This window comes from Acinetobacter suaedae, from assembly GCF_008630915.1.
In the GTDB taxonomy this organism is placed as follows: Bacteria; Pseudomonadota; Gammaproteobacteria; order Pseudomonadales; family Moraxellaceae; genus Acinetobacter; species Acinetobacter suaedae.
On the sequence record NZ_CP043909.1, the window covers coordinates 2,125,573 to 2,140,637 of the forward strand.

13 protein-coding genes, 3 tRNA genes and 1 pseudogene are annotated in these 15,065 nt (G+C 39.1%); 8 read left to right on the plus strand and 9 right to left on the minus strand.

The window, feature by feature from the left end:
• Positions 1-60: 60 nt before the first annotated feature.
• Positions 61-1,242, minus strand: coding sequence for a trypsin-like peptidase domain-containing protein (locus tag F2A31_RS09930; protein ID WP_150026248.1), 1,182 nt, complete (start codon positions 1,240-1,242; stop codon positions 61-63).
• A gap of 195 nt (positions 1,243-1,437) precedes the next feature.
• On the opposite strand from F2A31_RS09930, the gene F2A31_RS09935 reads away from it, so the two are divergent.
• From F2A31_RS09935 to F2A31_RS09960, 6 genes and pseudogenes are all read left to right on the plus strand, one after another.
• Positions 1,438-2,196 carry a Nif3-like dinuclear metal center hexameric protein gene (locus F2A31_RS09935; protein WP_150026249.1) on the plus strand — a complete coding sequence of 253 codons (759 nt, stop codon included), beginning with the start codon at positions 1,438-1,440 and terminating at the stop codon, positions 2,194-2,196.
• 208 nt (positions 2,197-2,404) lie between these two features.
• Positions 2,405-3,031 carry a superoxide dismutase gene (locus F2A31_RS09940; RefSeq protein WP_075315805.1) on the plus strand — a complete coding sequence of 209 codons (627 nt, stop codon included), beginning with the start codon at positions 2,405-2,407 and terminating at the stop codon, positions 3,029-3,031.
• A gap of 147 nt (positions 3,032-3,178) precedes the next feature.
• Positions 3,179-3,254 (plus strand) — tRNA-Asn (locus tag F2A31_RS09945).
• Positions 3,255-3,260: 6 nt separating this feature from the next.
• Positions 3,261-3,336, plus strand: a tRNA-Asn gene (locus F2A31_RS09950).
• A 59-nt stretch (positions 3,337-3,395) separates the two neighbouring features.
• A tRNA-Asn gene (locus F2A31_RS09955) sits at positions 3,396-3,471 on the plus strand.
• A 55-nt stretch (positions 3,472-3,526) separates the two neighbouring features.
• Positions 3,527-3,969: pseudogene (locus F2A31_RS09960) on the plus strand (DUF2726 domain-containing protein).
• Between the two features lie 17 nt (positions 3,970-3,986).
• Here the strand turns inward: F2A31_RS09960 and F2A31_RS09965 are convergent.
• From F2A31_RS09965 to F2A31_RS09995, 7 genes are all read right to left on the minus strand, one after another.
• Positions 3,987-4,199, minus strand: a complete 213-nt coding sequence (locus F2A31_RS09965; protein WP_150026250.1) for a hypothetical protein — start codon at positions 4,197-4,199, stop codon at positions 3,987-3,989.
• 105 nt (positions 4,200-4,304) lie between these two features.
• The gene (locus F2A31_RS09970) at positions 4,305-5,777 is read right to left on the minus strand and encodes an alpha/beta hydrolase family protein (RefSeq protein WP_150026251.1); all 1,473 of its coding nucleotides are present in this window, start codon (positions 5,775-5,777) and stop codon (positions 4,305-4,307) included.
• Between the two features lie 102 nt (positions 5,778-5,879).
• Positions 5,880-6,764 (minus strand): 4-hydroxybenzoate octaprenyltransferase, encoded by an 885-nt coding sequence (gene ubiA, locus F2A31_RS09975; protein WP_150026252.1) that lies wholly within the window; start codon positions 6,762-6,764, stop codon positions 5,880-5,882.
• A gap of 14 nt (positions 6,765-6,778) precedes the next feature.
• Positions 6,779-7,270 (minus strand): chorismate--pyruvate lyase family protein, encoded by a 492-nt coding sequence (locus tag F2A31_RS09980; RefSeq protein WP_125501995.1) that lies wholly within the window; start codon positions 7,268-7,270, stop codon positions 6,779-6,781.
• A 391-nt stretch (positions 7,271-7,661) separates the two neighbouring features.
• Entirely contained in the window at positions 7,662-9,077 is a 1,416-nt protein-coding gene (gene glnA, locus F2A31_RS09985; protein ID WP_171490585.1) for a type I glutamate--ammonia ligase, read from the minus strand.
• Positions 9,078-9,595: 518 nt separating this feature from the next.
• Positions 9,596-10,462: a hypothetical protein gene (locus tag F2A31_RS09990; protein ID WP_150026254.1), complete on the minus strand. Its 867-nt coding sequence runs from the start codon at positions 10,460-10,462 to the stop codon at positions 9,596-9,598.
• Between the two features lie 111 nt (positions 10,463-10,573).
• A complete protein-coding gene (locus F2A31_RS09995; protein ID WP_150026255.1) occupies positions 10,574-11,443 on the minus strand; it encodes a DUF4189 domain-containing protein in 870 nt (289 codons plus the stop codon).
• Between the two features lie 367 nt (positions 11,444-11,810).
• Here F2A31_RS09995 and F2A31_RS10000 point away from each other — a divergent pair, with 367 nt between their 5' ends.
• Positions 11,811-12,395, plus strand: coding sequence for an anthranilate synthase component II (locus tag F2A31_RS10000; RefSeq protein ID WP_005082008.1), 585 nt, complete (start codon positions 11,811-11,813; stop codon positions 12,393-12,395).
• A gap of 362 nt (positions 12,396-12,757) precedes the next feature.
• Positions 12,758-14,119, plus strand: coding sequence for an L-cystine transporter (locus F2A31_RS10005; protein WP_150026256.1), 1,362 nt, complete (start codon positions 12,758-12,760; stop codon positions 14,117-14,119).
• A gap of 92 nt (positions 14,120-14,211) precedes the next feature.
• Here F2A31_RS10005 and F2A31_RS10010 read toward each other — a convergent pair whose 3' ends face one another.
• The gene (locus F2A31_RS10010; protein WP_150026257.1) at positions 14,212-15,006 is read right to left on the minus strand and encodes an MOSC domain-containing protein; all 795 of its coding nucleotides are present in this window, start codon (positions 15,004-15,006) and stop codon (positions 14,212-14,214) included.
• Positions 15,007-15,065: the final 59 nt, after the last annotated feature.

Consider the following 15,065-nt stretch of genomic DNA (forward strand, 5'->3'; position numbering starts at 1 on the left):
GATAAGATCAACAGGCTTTTTTATTAAGATAAATGAATCAACAATTCCTGATTCAAAGAATTATTGACCTTTTGGTAATGGAATATATTGAGATTGAGTATTTTGTTGAACTTTTCTTTCCCCAACCTTCACCTCCAACTTCTGTTGCTTACCGTCACGCTCAACAACAATATCAATCATGCTCTCAGGTGCTTGCAATGCAACATAATTAATTAAATGAGAAGCTGACGAAATCTGCTCATCATTGACTTGAATAATCGTATCGCCACGTTTCACACCTGCTTGATCTGCTGGTCCTCCACGTAAGACATCTGCAACTAGAACACCAACCGGTTTTGCAGTCAGTACGTTTTCATCTAAATTGTTTGGAATTAGACTGATTCCCAGCCAACCACGGACAACACGTCCATCTTTTAGGATAGAGTTTAAGACTTGCTGACAAACCTTCGCAGGGATAGCAAAACCAATTCCAAGTGAACCGCCAGACTGTGAAAATATCGCAGTATTTACGCCGATTAAATTACCTGCAACATCAATCAATGCCCCACCCGAGTTACCTGGATTTATGGCAGCATCCGTTTGAATAAAATCTTCATAGGTGTTAATACCTAAATCTGATCGTCCTGTTGCAGAAATAATCCCTTGCGTAACAGTTTGCCCTACACCAAATGGATTACCAATCGCTAATACAACATCACCAACCTCATTACCACTAAGTTTAAACGGTAATACAGGAAGTTTATCCAACTCAATTTTGATCACAGCTAAATCTGTATCTGGATCTGTACCAATGACTTTCGCTTCTGCACGACGTCCATCATATAACGCAACGACAATTTGCTCTGCCTGTGCGATAACATGGTTATTTGTCAGAATATAACCATCAGCACGCACAATCACACCTGAACCCAAACTGTTTTCATTTTTTGGTTGCTGAGGAATCTGATTACCAAAAAATTCACGAAATACAGGATCATTTAACAGGGGATGATTTGGTTGCTTAATTTTTTGGGTGGTAAAAATATTGACCACGGCAGGTGCCGCCACTTTAACTGCAGCATTATAGGAAACTACCCCACCCATGCGATTCGTATCGACTAAGGGTTCGACCTTTTCTGCTGGCATTTTCACACCATCAGACGCTACTGTTGGTTTCGGCTGATGTGATTTTTGCCAAGCGAGAAAGCTGAATATAACGACAATGAGTAATACCCAAGGTAACCATGTAAATGCACGGCGCACGTTTATTGTCCTCTAGGCGAAATTTATGTTATGAACAAATTATTGAGTCTGTTGTCGGAACAGAAAATTTCCATCATTGTAATGTAAATTACTTAAAAACAATGCAAAAGTTAAAAAATTTTTGTCTAGCTTTAGTTACATTAAAAAGTATGTTTTTATTGACAGCTATAAAATGTAAATCATTTGAGGAATTCTATGGCAAATTTGCATGACATAGTGCAATGGTGTAATCAAACTTTAAAATCAAATGAGTTTAAAGACTACGCGCCAAATGGCTTACAAATTGAAGGTAAGTCTGATGTAAATAAAATCATTTGTGCTGTTACAGCTTCAGAGGATGCTATTGATGCTGCAATTGCACAACAAGCAGATGCCTTACTGGTTCATCACGGCTATTTTTGGAAAGGCGAACCCTATCCAATCACAGGAATGCGTGGCAATCGTATCAAAAAACTAATTCAAAACAACATTTCACTCATTGCCTATCACCTACCTTTAGACGCCCACCCGACCTTAGGTAACAATGCAGCAATAGCCGAATTAATCGGTCTACAAAACATAGAAGCCTTAGATCCAACAGAAAGACATCCTATCGGCAATATTGGTTATTTAGAAAGTACATTAAGTCCTGAACAGTTCAAAGAAAAGTTACAAACAATTTTTGATTTTTCTGTGCTTCACCTGCCCTGCAATAAATCTGCTATTCAAAAAGTAGGTTTCTGTACAGGGGGAGCTCAAGACTTTATTGAAAAAGCAGCTCAGGAAAATTGTGATGCTTATATTTCAGGCGAAGTAAGTGAGCGTACTTTTTATCAAGCTAAAGAACTAGGTGTTCATTATTTTGCATGTGGACATCACGCAACTGAACGTTATGGCGTACAGCGTTTAGCTCAAGCAATTGCAAATCAATTTGCAATTGAGGCAAATTATTTTGAATTAAACAACCCTATTTAACCCAGTCGCACTCTCCGATTTTGTTAAATATTTTTCCATAATGCTGTCTTGCGCTTCAAATCAAACTTTGCTTCATTTCAAGCGCAGGTTATACATTTAAATTAAGTCGTTATTGTGTATAGTTCTTTAAAAGACTGTCATATTGTCTTTAGAATCATTTACAATAGAGCCACTTAATGTAAAACCCAGCAAATGCAAGGATTGAAACATGACAACCATTACTTTACCTGCACTTCCATATGGCTATGATGACTTAGCACCACATATCACACGTGAAACTTTAGAATATCACCATGATAAACATCATAATACTTATGTTGTTAACTTAAATAACCTAATCAAAGGTACTGACCTTGAAGGTAAATCTTTAGAAGAAATCATCAAAGCATCTGCTGGTGATGCATCTAAAGCAGGTATCTTCAACAATGCTGCTCAAGTATGGAACCACACCTTCTATTGGAACAGCATGAAACCAAATGGTGGTGGTAAACCAACTGGCGCGATTGCAGCTAAAATCGATGAAGCTTTTGGTAGCTACGAAAAGTTTGCAGAAGAATTTACGGCTGCTGCAACAACTCAATTTGGTTCAGGTTGGGCATGGTTAGTAGCTGATGAAGTAAATGGTAAATTATCAATTACTAAAACTGCCAATGCAGATACACCACTCGCTCATGGTCAAATTGCAGTATTGACAATTGATGTTTGGGAACATGCTTACTACATCGATTTCCGTAACTTACGTCCTAAATACATCGCAACTTTCTTAGAAAGCTTAGTGAACTGGGACTATGCAAATGCAAAACTTGCAGGTCAACCAGCAGGTGTTGAGAAATAATCTTTTATTTCTTGCATAAAAACTGCCCACCTTGGGCAGTTTTTTTATAAATAAAATCCGAAAAGAATATTTATCAAGCAAACGATTCATTTTATTTACTATTCTTGTTGACGCATGAATATTTCATGCCTAAAATGCGCATCAGATTCTCCAATAGCTCAGTCGGTAGAGCGACGGACTGTTAATCCGCAGGTCCCTGGTTCGAGCCCAGGTTGGAGAGCCAAGCTAATCTCCCATAGCTCAGTCGGTAGAGCGACGGACTGTTAATCCGCAGGTCCCTGGTTCGAGCCCAGGTGGGAGAGCCAAATTCTTAAATGAATAGCTTGACCGTTAAAAATGATATGCATAAAATGCATATCCAGATTCTCCCATAGCTCAGTCGGTAGAGCGACGGACTGTTAATCCGCAGGTCCCTGGTTCGAGCCCAGGTGGGAGAGCCAAGATTCTAAAAACCCACTCTCTTTGAGTGGGTTTTTTATTGACACTTAATTTAGAATGTTTGAATCCAGTCACCCCATATTTTTATTCATTGGTAGTATTAGCGCTCTACTTTTATTGATCAGCTGTGTACGCTCATACTTTTTCAAACAAGAGTTTTTTGCCCGTCCTGTTATTACTAACTTTGAATCACAAATGTTTTTAAGGTTGCAACAAGCTTTTCCGCAACATCATATTTTGGCACAGGTTGCTTTTTAGCGCCTTGATTACCAGTGATCATTATAAGATTCGAAGCCGCTTTAATCGTAAAGTCACAGACTTTGTAATTTTAGACAAAGATATGCAAGTGATTGCAATTATAGAACTAGATGATCCTAGCCATATAGGTAAAGAATTAGAAGATAAAAAGCGTGATCACATGTTGCAACAAGCAGGTTTATTTAGTACAACGTTATACGCAAATTCCATCTATAAAGCAGTTACAGATGGATATTCGCTAAACTAAACTGATTGAGAATTATTTTTCCAAAGTTGCAGCTTCTTGCTCTGCTTTTTTTTGCTGCTCAAATCTTTTTGCTATTTCAGCACGTTGTCGTTCATATTCTCTTTTAGTTTTAGCATCACTTTTCGCCGCTAGAAAGGCCATGCCAACGATAAAAATTGGAATCAGCAACCCCAACCCCATCAAAACCCATGGTACAGATCTTTTTTCAACAGCATTTTGACTCATAGCCGATTCCAAAAAAGTAATATTTCAAACAAGGCGACACTATAACAAAAAAAGAGCCTCAATAAAGAGACTCTTTTGTCGATTAAAATCAAATCAAGCGAGGCATTAGCTCTTGCCTGTACAATGAGAATTTTGACTTGCATCTTTATCTGCATCAGTCAAAACAATACCCGTCCCAGCCGACATATGTTCCTGAATAAAATCTACCGCATTCGCATTTTCACACACAATTGCCTGTGTGTGCGTTGCATTCGGTACAATTGTTAATTTATAACGATCAGCATAGTCTGCTTGAGGGAAAAACTTCAAAGCATTAGTTTTCATGTTTGCAAATAAACCTTGCGTAACAACTGGTAATACTGCCTGATCTTTTTCACCTTGAATAATAAACACTGGTGTTTTTATAACTTGAGATTCAGTGGCATTCGTAGCAGGTTGAGTTTCTTCTAAAAATGCCTGAACAATAGGGTCTTTTTTGAATTTCTCCAAATCAATACCAAAGTCTGCGAGTTTGTGCGTCGGATTACTTAAATAATCCACAATCCCAGCTCTAAATTGTTCTTGTAAACCATTTCCACTATTAGGAGCTGGATAACTTAAACACGCCCCATCATCACCAGTACGACCATATGCCAACTCTGCAATTTCAGCAGCATTAGCCGTAAAAATATTTTTGTAATCATAGTTTTTATGCTGCGCTTTAGCACCAACAGTTGTAAACGCTGCATAAGCTAACAATTCAGCATAACCATAAGCAATTTCATTTATCTTTTCTTGACCCTGTTCCTCAGTCAAAATTCCATTTGCAACTGCATACCGTACTTGCTGCAAGTTTTCATCCAATCGATTCAAACCGTGAGCCTTAGGTTTACCCTCATCATCAAGATTGAACTGTGGATCAATATAACTTTGAATAATTTTCCCTAAACTAGAAGCTGGTGCACCAGCAACAGTCCCTTTATAACTACTGTCTTTATTCGCAAATTCAGCAATCCCCAATACAGCATGCCCCCCCTGTGACTGCCCTATCGACATCCAATCACCTTGAAGTTGAAAACCGTAACGATCTTTTACTGCTTTCACCGCTGCAATTGCAGACAACGACTCACTCTTAAGGTTTAAATAAGGGTGAATACCTTTCGTACCCAAGCCTTCATAATCAGGCGCAATAATGACATATCCAGCTTTTAATAATGTTTGCGCTAGAATCGAAAAACGAGGATGCAATACATTTTGACTTGGTGCACAATCATCACCAACACCAACTGTTCCATGCCCCCAAACCACTGTCCTGTATCCATCTGCTGGCGGTGCGACTTTTGGAAACATCACCATTGCTGTAGCTTTTGCAATTTTCCCCTGAACATCAACCATATTATAAGTCATTACATTGATTGATTTTGCTCCAATACTCTCAGCAGCTTCAGCAGGAAGCTGAGTTTTATTTGCATCATAGGGTATTTCAGATAAATAGGTAGGCGCTGAACCTTCATGATGATTTTTATTATCGCTTCCACAAGCAGCAAGTAATAATGTTGTCATTGAAAATGCTGCCAAAGCAATATTTGACCGTTTCATAAAATATCCTTTTAGTCCTTGTTTTTTTGTGCATGAAGCTACATGCATTTCTATTAATACATAAAAAAAGTGTTCTGCATAGTACACTTTTCAACTAATAAGTCATTTTAAAAATGAACCCAAAAAGATTCCAATAAAAATTATCATCCCCACCCAACGATTGTGACGGAATGCCCAAAAACAAAGTTGAGGATTACGATCTTTAGTTTTTATTGCTTGATATACAAAATCTATTGCCACGATAAGCAATGCAAGCAGACCAAATGGTATAAGCAAGTTTTCTAAAGATAATGCTATGCCAATCAAAATCAGGCTTAATACCTGAAGTAAACCAATAATTTGAATATCATAACGACCGAATAAAATTGCGGTAGATTTCACACCGATTTTCAAATCATATTCGCGATCAGTTATGGCATATTGCGTGTCATAGGCAACCGTCCATGCCAAATTGCCAAAATATAACAACCAACATATTAGATCAGGTGTCTGCCCAACCGCCGTATAAGCCATGGGAATAGACCAAGAGAAAGCAGCACCTAAAAACACTTGAGGCAAGTGAGTATAGCGTTTCATAAAAGGGTAAATAAACGCTAAGAACAATGCACCAAATGACCAATAAAACGTTTCAATTGGCAAGAAAAACAACAAACAGGCGCTAGCAGCAACCAAAGCTAAAAAAACAAATACAGCCTCTCTCGCTCGAATCACACCGGTCGCTAGAGGTCGAGTTTTTGTACGCTCAACATGCGCATCCACTTTACGGTCCGCAAAATCATTAATCGCACAACCTGCAGCCCGCATAAACAAAACCCCTAGCGACATCACGAGCAGTATTTTTAAATCAGGAATTCCTTTAGACGCAACCCACAAAGCCCACATCGTTGGCCAAAACACTAATTCTGTGCCAATGGGTTTATCAAAACGACATAAATAATAATAGGCTTCTAAACGCTGTCGCCATGTAGTTTGTTGCACCGTATCCATGCGAATCCTTAGAGTCAATGCTGTTCAATAAACTGTTCAAATCTAGGCAGGAAAGTTTCCTGTACGATAAATTTACATCCATGCCAAGTATAACAACTTTGCCGCGCCCAACCCTCTTCGGTATAAATAATTCGTCTTTCACAGGCAGGATTCGTACGTTGAAATAGAAACCAACCAATTGGCTTATTTCGGATGTATTTAAATATTCTGGCTTTTTTTTGTAGGCTGAGAATCGGAAAAATACTTTTTGCTTTCACCCAAGCTTGTGACTCAGAGCCATAAAGATACGTCTCTCTCACCCATGCGATATGATGTGCTGGCATATTCATCCATTTGCTATCAGCAAATGCTAAGCGTTGATAATGCTCTCTAATACGTTCAACATGAAACTCGCCACCGCCAAGATCTGTAAGTTGCTGAGTAAGTGAACCTGATGCGTACAACCATTTTTTTAAAGCAGTAGGAATATCTTTTCCTTTTATTCTATTTGGTTGTAAATTTCGCATGCTTAACTCACTAAAAACATCATAAGGGTCTGCTGATACTTCAGCCATGCATTGCGTTATAGGCTAAAACCACATAAACAAGGCATGAAACGTAGACAATGGCGATACCCTTGTCAAGTTTCATAACGAAGTTTGGGGAAGTTTTAGACATAACCCTTCGGGACAGGGTCATTTTTTGATGTTACTACGTTAGCTCGTATTCATTTAGAAGCACTAAATTTCATACACCCCGCCTTGTAACATCTAAAAAATGTCCTCTGTCGCAAGCATCTGTGAAGTGACAGCAGACCCCATGAGTTTACATGATTTTTTTCGTAATAATGTATGAAATTCAATTTCTATCAACAGCATAAAAAAACTCGCCGAAGCGAGTTTTTTTATTCGGAAAGTATTACAAGCTGTAGTACATATCAAATTCAACTGGGTGAGTAGTCGTGTTAAGACGACGTACATCTTCAGTTTTAAGTTCGATATATGCATCAAGCATTTCTTTAGTGAACACACCACCTTTCAACAAGAATTCGTGGTCATTTTGAAGTGCTTCAAGCGCCATATCTAAACTATGAGCAACAGTTGGGATTTTTGCTTCTTCTTCAGGTGGAAGATCATATAAGTTCTTATCAGCAGCTTCACCTGGGTGGATCTTGTTTTGGATACCATCAAGACCAGCCATCAACAATGCTGCAAAACCTAAGTACGGGTTCATCATTGGATCTGGGAAGCGAGCTTCGATACGCTTACCTTTAGGGTTTGAAACGTAAGGAATACGGATAGATGCAGAGCGGTTACGTGCTGAGTAAGCAAGCATAATCGGTGCTTCGAAGTGAGGAACTAAACGCTTGTATGAGTTAGTAGAAGGGTTTGTTAACGCATTCAACGCACGAGCATGTTTAATTACACCACCAATGAAGAACAATGCTGTTTCTGATAAACCTGCATATTCGTCACCTGCGAACAAATTCTTGCCATCTTTAGAGATCGACATGTGAACGTGCATACCAGAACCATTATCACCCACCATTGGCTTAGGCATAAATGTTGCTGTTTTGCCATATTGATGAGCAACGTTCCAAACTGCATATTTAAACTGTTGAACTTCATCAGCCTTACGAACAAGTGTATTGAAGCTCACACCAATTTCTAATTGGCATGATGCAACTTCGTGGTGATGTACTTCTACACGACCAGGTCCCATGATGTCTTCGATACGTGCACACATTTCAGCACGCATGTCTTGATGAGAATCAACTGGAGGAACTGGGAAATACCCCCCCTTAACACGAGGACGGTGACCAGAGTTACCAGCTTCGAAATCTTTGCCAGTAGACCAAGCAGCTTCTTCAGCGATCAGCGTATGACGAGCGCCAGACATGTCAATGTCCCACTTCACTTCGTCAAAAACAAAGAATTCTGGTTCTGGACCAAAGAATGCAGTATCACCAATACCAGTAGATTTTAAGTATTCTTCTGCACGACGAGCAATCGAACGTGGGTCACGCTCGTAACCTTGGCCAGTAGATGGCTCAATTACGTCACAAGTCACAACAACTGTAGGCTCAGCAAAGAACGGGTCAAGGAAACCTGTTTCAGCATCTGGACGTAAGATCATGTCCGAAGCTTCAATGCCTTTCCAACCAGAGATTGAAGAACCATCAAACATTTTACCGTCTTCAAATGTATCTTCATCAATTGTATCTGCTGGGTAAGTTACATGTTGCTCTTTACCCTTAGTATCAGTAAAGCGAAAATCGACCCATTTTGCGCCACTTTCTTTGATGAGTTGAAGGACCTTGTTCGCCATGCTCATTTGCTCCAATGAAATTTATGTGCACTTGTTAAGTGCGTGTTAGCTGTTGGCATATAATAAGCAATTACCATACCAACAATTTTAAAGCATACTTAAAATATTGAAATTCTTTATAGAAAAAATATTTCAAGCTCCATGTCCTATGTCTATTCGCATGTCTGCAATCGCAAATGCACCATATTCACACATTTATATTTCAAGCCGTCCCTAAAAAAGGCTTATTGAACCAAAATAGTGCAATACATGTAACAAAGAACTATTGTAGTGCTATTTATGCCACATATCGTTTGCATAAATTTGACTTTTTATATCATTCTTTTGAACTTCATTCCAATCAATTCATTTAGACTTTTGATTCACTTGTCGCTTATTTTGACAAAGTATTCAATTAGAAATAATTATGGAGGTTAAACACACGTATTGATATCGTTTCCTTATAACTCAATCGTATATTAATAAGAAGCACAAAAGGGGGGATATATTGCGATGACCATTAGCCAAAATATCAAAAACAGCTCTTAATTTTTCATCCCAGCAAAATAATCATGCACAAAAATCCCAGATTGACGGCTATCATATTGGGTTTGTGACTTACATTTTTTAAAATTTCGATTACCACAATAACGTTTAACTGCTTTCTGCGCACGTCCACTTGAACTCTCGATGACAGCACCATGATGTTGCTGTGCAACGTAGGTCTGAATCACTCCATTGCCTACCCAAGCAACACCTTTACATCGATTCTTTCCTGCAGCTTGACGACAGGCTTGCATCGCCGCATTCTGTGCCGCAGTTAGTGAATTAAAGCCACTGGCAATATATAACTTATTATTATACGCTTCACCTTCAATTTCTGCGCCTGCTGCATAAAATTTACGTACCGAAGCATCAGGAAAATGCCTCTTACTGGTATAACTACCATAACGCCCCAATATTTCACATGTTAAAGGCTGTTGAGCGGAACATTCCGCAAGACCTTTTTTATAATCACCGCTTTTACCATCACCTCCTCCCCAAACCCAATAGATATCCCCATTCGCACGACGCATAATCACTACTTTGGAATCTGACCACGAACCACCATCTTTACAGCCGCCGCCCATTACGGCATTACAGGCTTGCAGAGCAGTGTTTTTGGCACTGGCTGCACCTCCTGGACCATACCACTTCGTATCCACCCAAACATCAACAGCATCCACATGCCATGCCATTCCACCATAATGTACCCGATAATCACGAGGAGGTTGCTGGGTTCCACCACTCGTTGCAATTCGATGCCTTTCTGCTTGTGGCGTATATGCATTGGCTAAATGTGGCATAACCCCATTTACAATCATCACAGTCGAAATTACCAAGAAATAGTATGATGTTGTTCTAAATTTCATTTCAATCTCACTTTATTTACTATTCTTCATTATCATGTACTAAACATTCAATGTTACTTGCTAACACATATTGAAGGTCACCCAATTACATTTTATTCTTCAAAAACCAAGTTAATCTTTCAGCAATGTTAAATAATCATGTACAAAAATTCCTGGTTGACGGCTATCGTACTGGGCTTGAGTTTGGCAATTTTTAAATTGCTGAGTTATGCAATATTGTTTCATTGCTTGTTCTGCTCGTTGAGGTGAACTCTCAACCATTGAACTAAAATGGCTTTGTGATTGATAAATATGAAGCACCCCATTTGCCACCCAAACACCCATACCGCATGGCTTGCTGCCCGATGCTTGCTGACATTTGACCATCGCTGCACTTTGCGCTGCATGTAATGAAGTAAAGCCACTGGCAATATAGAGTTTATCGCCATAATCCTTCCCATCAATTCTTGCAACTGCAGCATAATGTTTATGCGCAGACCTAACAGGAGTATGATTCCGATAATTATTGTATTTTCCAACTACTTCACAAGGTAGTGGTTGTTGACTATTACAAAGTTCATGTACACGTCGAGATTCACTAGGATCCCATCCACCTGCGAAATAAAGTCCACCAGATGCAGTACGCAAAACAGTCATGGTGGCATCAGTCCACCAGCCCCCATCATCACAGCCTCCACCCATGACAGCATTACAAGCATCCACAGCTCTTTGTCTAAGATCTCTCGCATCTCCTGAGGCAGTCAGCACCCAAATATCCATGACATCAGGATGCCGAGCTGCACCCGCATAATATTTATTTGGGACATAATAATGGCTACTCGCAGTGGATTGTCGATATCCATATTGCCCACTATGACCACCAGTTGAAATCCGATGTCTTTCCGCTTGTGGAACCAAAGCCATTACACTGTTGAAGTAGACATCAACCACCATCAACCCAGCAATGCTCAATAGACCACCCACCAGTTTTTTAATATTCATTATGGACTCCTTTTCCACCTAGACACACAATAAAAAATGCAAAAGCCTATGCTTTAATCAGACTTTGCTACCGATGTTGTACTCATTCTTTTGATGATCTAGGTATACATCATTATATGTTAATATTTAACATGTTTAAATCACAAGTACGAATCCAGCTAAATAACGCTACAACTCAAAGATGGTTGATTCGGCTACTACTTAAATTCATACGTAAATGATGTAGTCACAAGAGAATTAAAATCTGATACATTAGCCACTTAAGTAAAGTGGCTTTTCTATATTCGGAATGTCACTTTTCTTAAAGTGGGTAATACATAACATCCATCTCAAAGATATTCAACACAATCAACAGGTTGACTCTAAAATGCTTCTAATGATCGACAACTATGACAGCTTTACTTACAACATCGTTCAATACTTTGGTGAATTGAATCAAGAAGTAAAAGTTGTTCGTAATGATCAAGTCACATTAGAGGATATTGAGCGATGGCAGCCAAAATACCTAGTTATTGGTCCTGGTCCATGCTCACCAAGTGAAGCAGGGATTTCAATTCCTGCAATCAACCACTTTGCAGGAAAAATACCTTTACTCGGTGTATGTTTAGGTCATCAAGCGATTGGTCAAGCATTTGGCGGTAACATCATACGTGCGAAAACAGTAATGCATGGTCGTTTATCTGATATGCACCATAGTGATAAAGGGATTTTTAGTCACCTCCCTTCTCCATTTGCAGCAACGCGTTATCACTCTCTTGTGATCGAACAAGAAAGCTTACCAGAATGCCTAGAAGTAACGTGTTGGACCAACCAAGCGGATGGAACCATTGAAGAGATTATGGGTGTTAAGCACAAAACCCTCCCTGTTGAAGGTGTTCAGTTCCATCCTGAATCTATCCTAAGCCAACACGGGCATCAAATTTTCAAAAATTTCTTAGATATCTACGCTTAAAATGTAAAACAATTTCATATAGTAAGTCTGACAGCCTATTCTAAATGAATAGGTTGTTTTAATTTTAAACATCTAAAAACAATAAATAACTACTCTCTATCAACAATTTTTTATATTTTAAAATTAACATACAGTCTATATTAACTTAGAACAAATCATTCTATTTCAATAATTAATGTATTTTTCACATTTAAAAAAGAAAATTAATTGAAGCCATCACCAAGCGTCTAAAAAGTGCTTTTTAATTTTTTCGATTAACTATAGTCATAGGAATGATTAAGCTTTCAGGGTAACACGATGCTAAAATTAAAATCATTATTTATAGCTTCTGGCTCCCTGAATCATCTATCAGGACACCTCTTGTGAATACACTCGTTTTATTGAATATTCTTGTTTTTATCTTGCTTTTGGCTGGATTATTTTTTACCAATCGCCATGACTGGAGTCTAGCCAAAAAAGTATTGATCGGAATGCTGATTGGTATCATTTTCGGTTTAGGTCTCAAAACCATTTACGGTGAAGGTACTGTACTCGATCAATCGGTGGCATGGTTCAACATCGTTGGTAATGGTTATGTACAACTGTTACAAATGGTAGTTATGCCACTTATTTTTATCTCAATTTTAAGTGCTGTTGTTAAATTACATCAGACCACCTCATTGGGAAAAATCAGCATTTTAGTGATTGGTATTTTACTTTTCACCACAGCGATTGCTGCCTTTGTAGGAATCAGCGTTACCAATCTCTTTGGTTTAACAGCAGAAGGTTTGGTCCAAGGCGTTCGTGAAACAGAACGTTTAGCGGCGATTGAAAGCCAATATATTGGACAAGTTGCCAATCTCGATATTCCGAAGCTGCTGCTTTCATTATTTCCGCAGAATCCATTTGCGGACTTAACAGGTGTTCGTCCTACCGCAATCATTAGTGTGGTTATTTTTTCTGCGTTCTTAGGTGTTGCAGCCTTAAAGCTCATGGAGAAAGACAAAATTAATGGGGAGCGAATTCGACACGGGATCGAGGCATTACAAGCATTAATTATCAGTCTAGTTCGCTTAGTTATGCAATTCACGCCTTATGGTGTACTTGCATTGATGACCAAAATGGTGGTAACGGCAAACCTCGCCGACATCATCAAACTCGGTGAATTTGTCATCGCTTCTTATTTGGGGCTGATCATCATGCTTCTGGTACATGCACTGATTCTATTGTTTGTACGCGTTAACCCAATCGACTTTTTCAAAAAAGCATTCCCTGTTTTAAGCTTTGCGTTTATCAGTCGTTCTAGTGCAGCAAGTATTCCCTTAAATATAGAAACACAAACAAAGCAACTTGGTGTACCTGAAGGTATTGCCAGTTTTTCAGCTTCATTTGGTGCGACCATTGGGCAAAATGGTTGTGCAGGCTTATATCCAGCGATGTTGGCGGTAATGGTTGCTCCCACTGTAGGTATTAACCCACTCGACCCTTTATGGATTGCACAATTGGTGATTATTGTGACACTCAGTTCTATTGGCGTAGCTGGTGTTGGCGGAGGTGCAACATTTGCAGCACTGATTGTTCTACCGATTATGGGACTTCCAGTTACGCTGGTTGCCCTGCTCATTTCGATTGAACCACTGATTGATATGGGGCGTACTGCATTAAATGTAAACGGTTCAATGACTGCTGGTACCGCCACCAGTCAACTGCTTGGCGTGAGAGAACCAGTAGACGATCAGCAATAACGTCATTAACTCTAGTTCCAGTAAAAATGCCAATCGACATCGATTGGCATTTTTCATTTTGAAGATCAATAAAAGATAGGTTTAAGATGTTGTTATTTTAAAATTTGAATTTCTTGTCCAAGTGAAATCAATCCGATCCCTCGATGCAATGCATTTTGTCCCATCATGACTTTATTACCTTGCTTCCGATACGCCAGCATGGCTTTCATAACTTCAGGTTGTTTTTGGCTGGTTTTTAAATCAATCGTAGGAATAACACAACGAGAACATGGCTTAACCAAATCAAATTTAATTTCACCAATCTGAATCTGTTTCCAATGATCCTCAGCAAATGCTTCACAATCTGAAATCACAATATTAGGTCTAAACCGTTGCACATCTAATGGAAATCCAACTTTTTCAGCAAGAAATTCTACCGACGCCTCGCCAATAATTAGAAAAGGAAAACCATCAGCAAAACCAACGCGATCACCTTGCTGTGCATATTCCAAATCGACTTGTCGCAAGGTTCTCTGCGGCATAAAGACCAAACACGCTTCCCGCCCTAATATCTGACTGAACCATTGATTTACAGGATGATCTATACGGTTGCCTTGCAATTGATCTTGCCATACTGTGATCAGACGATCATCAACCTGTCCTTGTGCTTCCTCAAGACTTAAAGTTACCTCATCGCCTTGGAATTCAAAACGTACTGTCTCAGCAAATACCTTGACACTGATCTGTCCCATAATCGCGCACTGACGCTGAGTGATAAAACGTCCTTCATGATCCACTAGCATCCACCTACGATCCCATTTTGGTCCGAAAGAATCGATTTCCATCTCAGTTAGTGCGTTACCACGTAATGATTTGACTGGATAATGAAAAAGTTGACTGACATGCACGATGAAATACCTTTAAGAACAGTTGGAATAATTAAAAAACAATGAAGCAGGGTTATGAC

Coding starts and splice junctions, on each gene's coding strand:
- F2A31_RS09940 (WP_075315805.1), top strand. CDS start 2,405: ATGACAACCATTACTTTACCTGCACTTCCATATGGCTATGATGACTTA.
- ubiA (WP_150026252.1), bottom strand. CDS start 6,764: ATGGATACGGTGCAACAAACTACATGGCGACAGCGTTTAGAAGCCTAT.
- F2A31_RS09980 (WP_125501995.1), bottom strand. CDS start 7,270: ATGCGAAATTTACAACCAAATAGAATAAAAGGAAAAGATATTCCTACT.
- F2A31_RS09970 (WP_150026251.1), bottom strand. CDS start 5,777: ATGAAACGGTCAAATATTGCTTTGGCAGCATTTTCAATGACAACATTA.
- F2A31_RS09990 (WP_150026254.1), bottom strand. CDS start 10,462: ATGAAATTTAGAACAACATCATACTATTTCTTGGTAATTTCGACTGTG.
- F2A31_RS09935 (WP_150026249.1), top strand. CDS start 1,438: ATGGCAAATTTGCATGACATAGTGCAATGGTGTAATCAAACTTTAAAA.
- F2A31_RS10000 (WP_005082008.1), top strand. CDS start 11,811: ATGCTTCTAATGATCGACAACTATGACAGCTTTACTTACAACATCGTT.
- F2A31_RS09965 (WP_150026250.1), bottom strand. CDS start 4,199: ATGAGTCAAAATGCTGTTGAAAAAAGATCTGTACCATGGGTTTTGATG.
- glnA (WP_171490585.1), bottom strand. CDS start 9,077: ATGAGCATGGCGAACAAGGTCCTTCAACTCATCAAAGAAAGTGGCGCA.
- F2A31_RS09995 (WP_150026255.1), bottom strand. CDS start 11,443: ATGAATATTAAAAAACTGGTGGGTGGTCTATTGAGCATTGCTGGGTTG.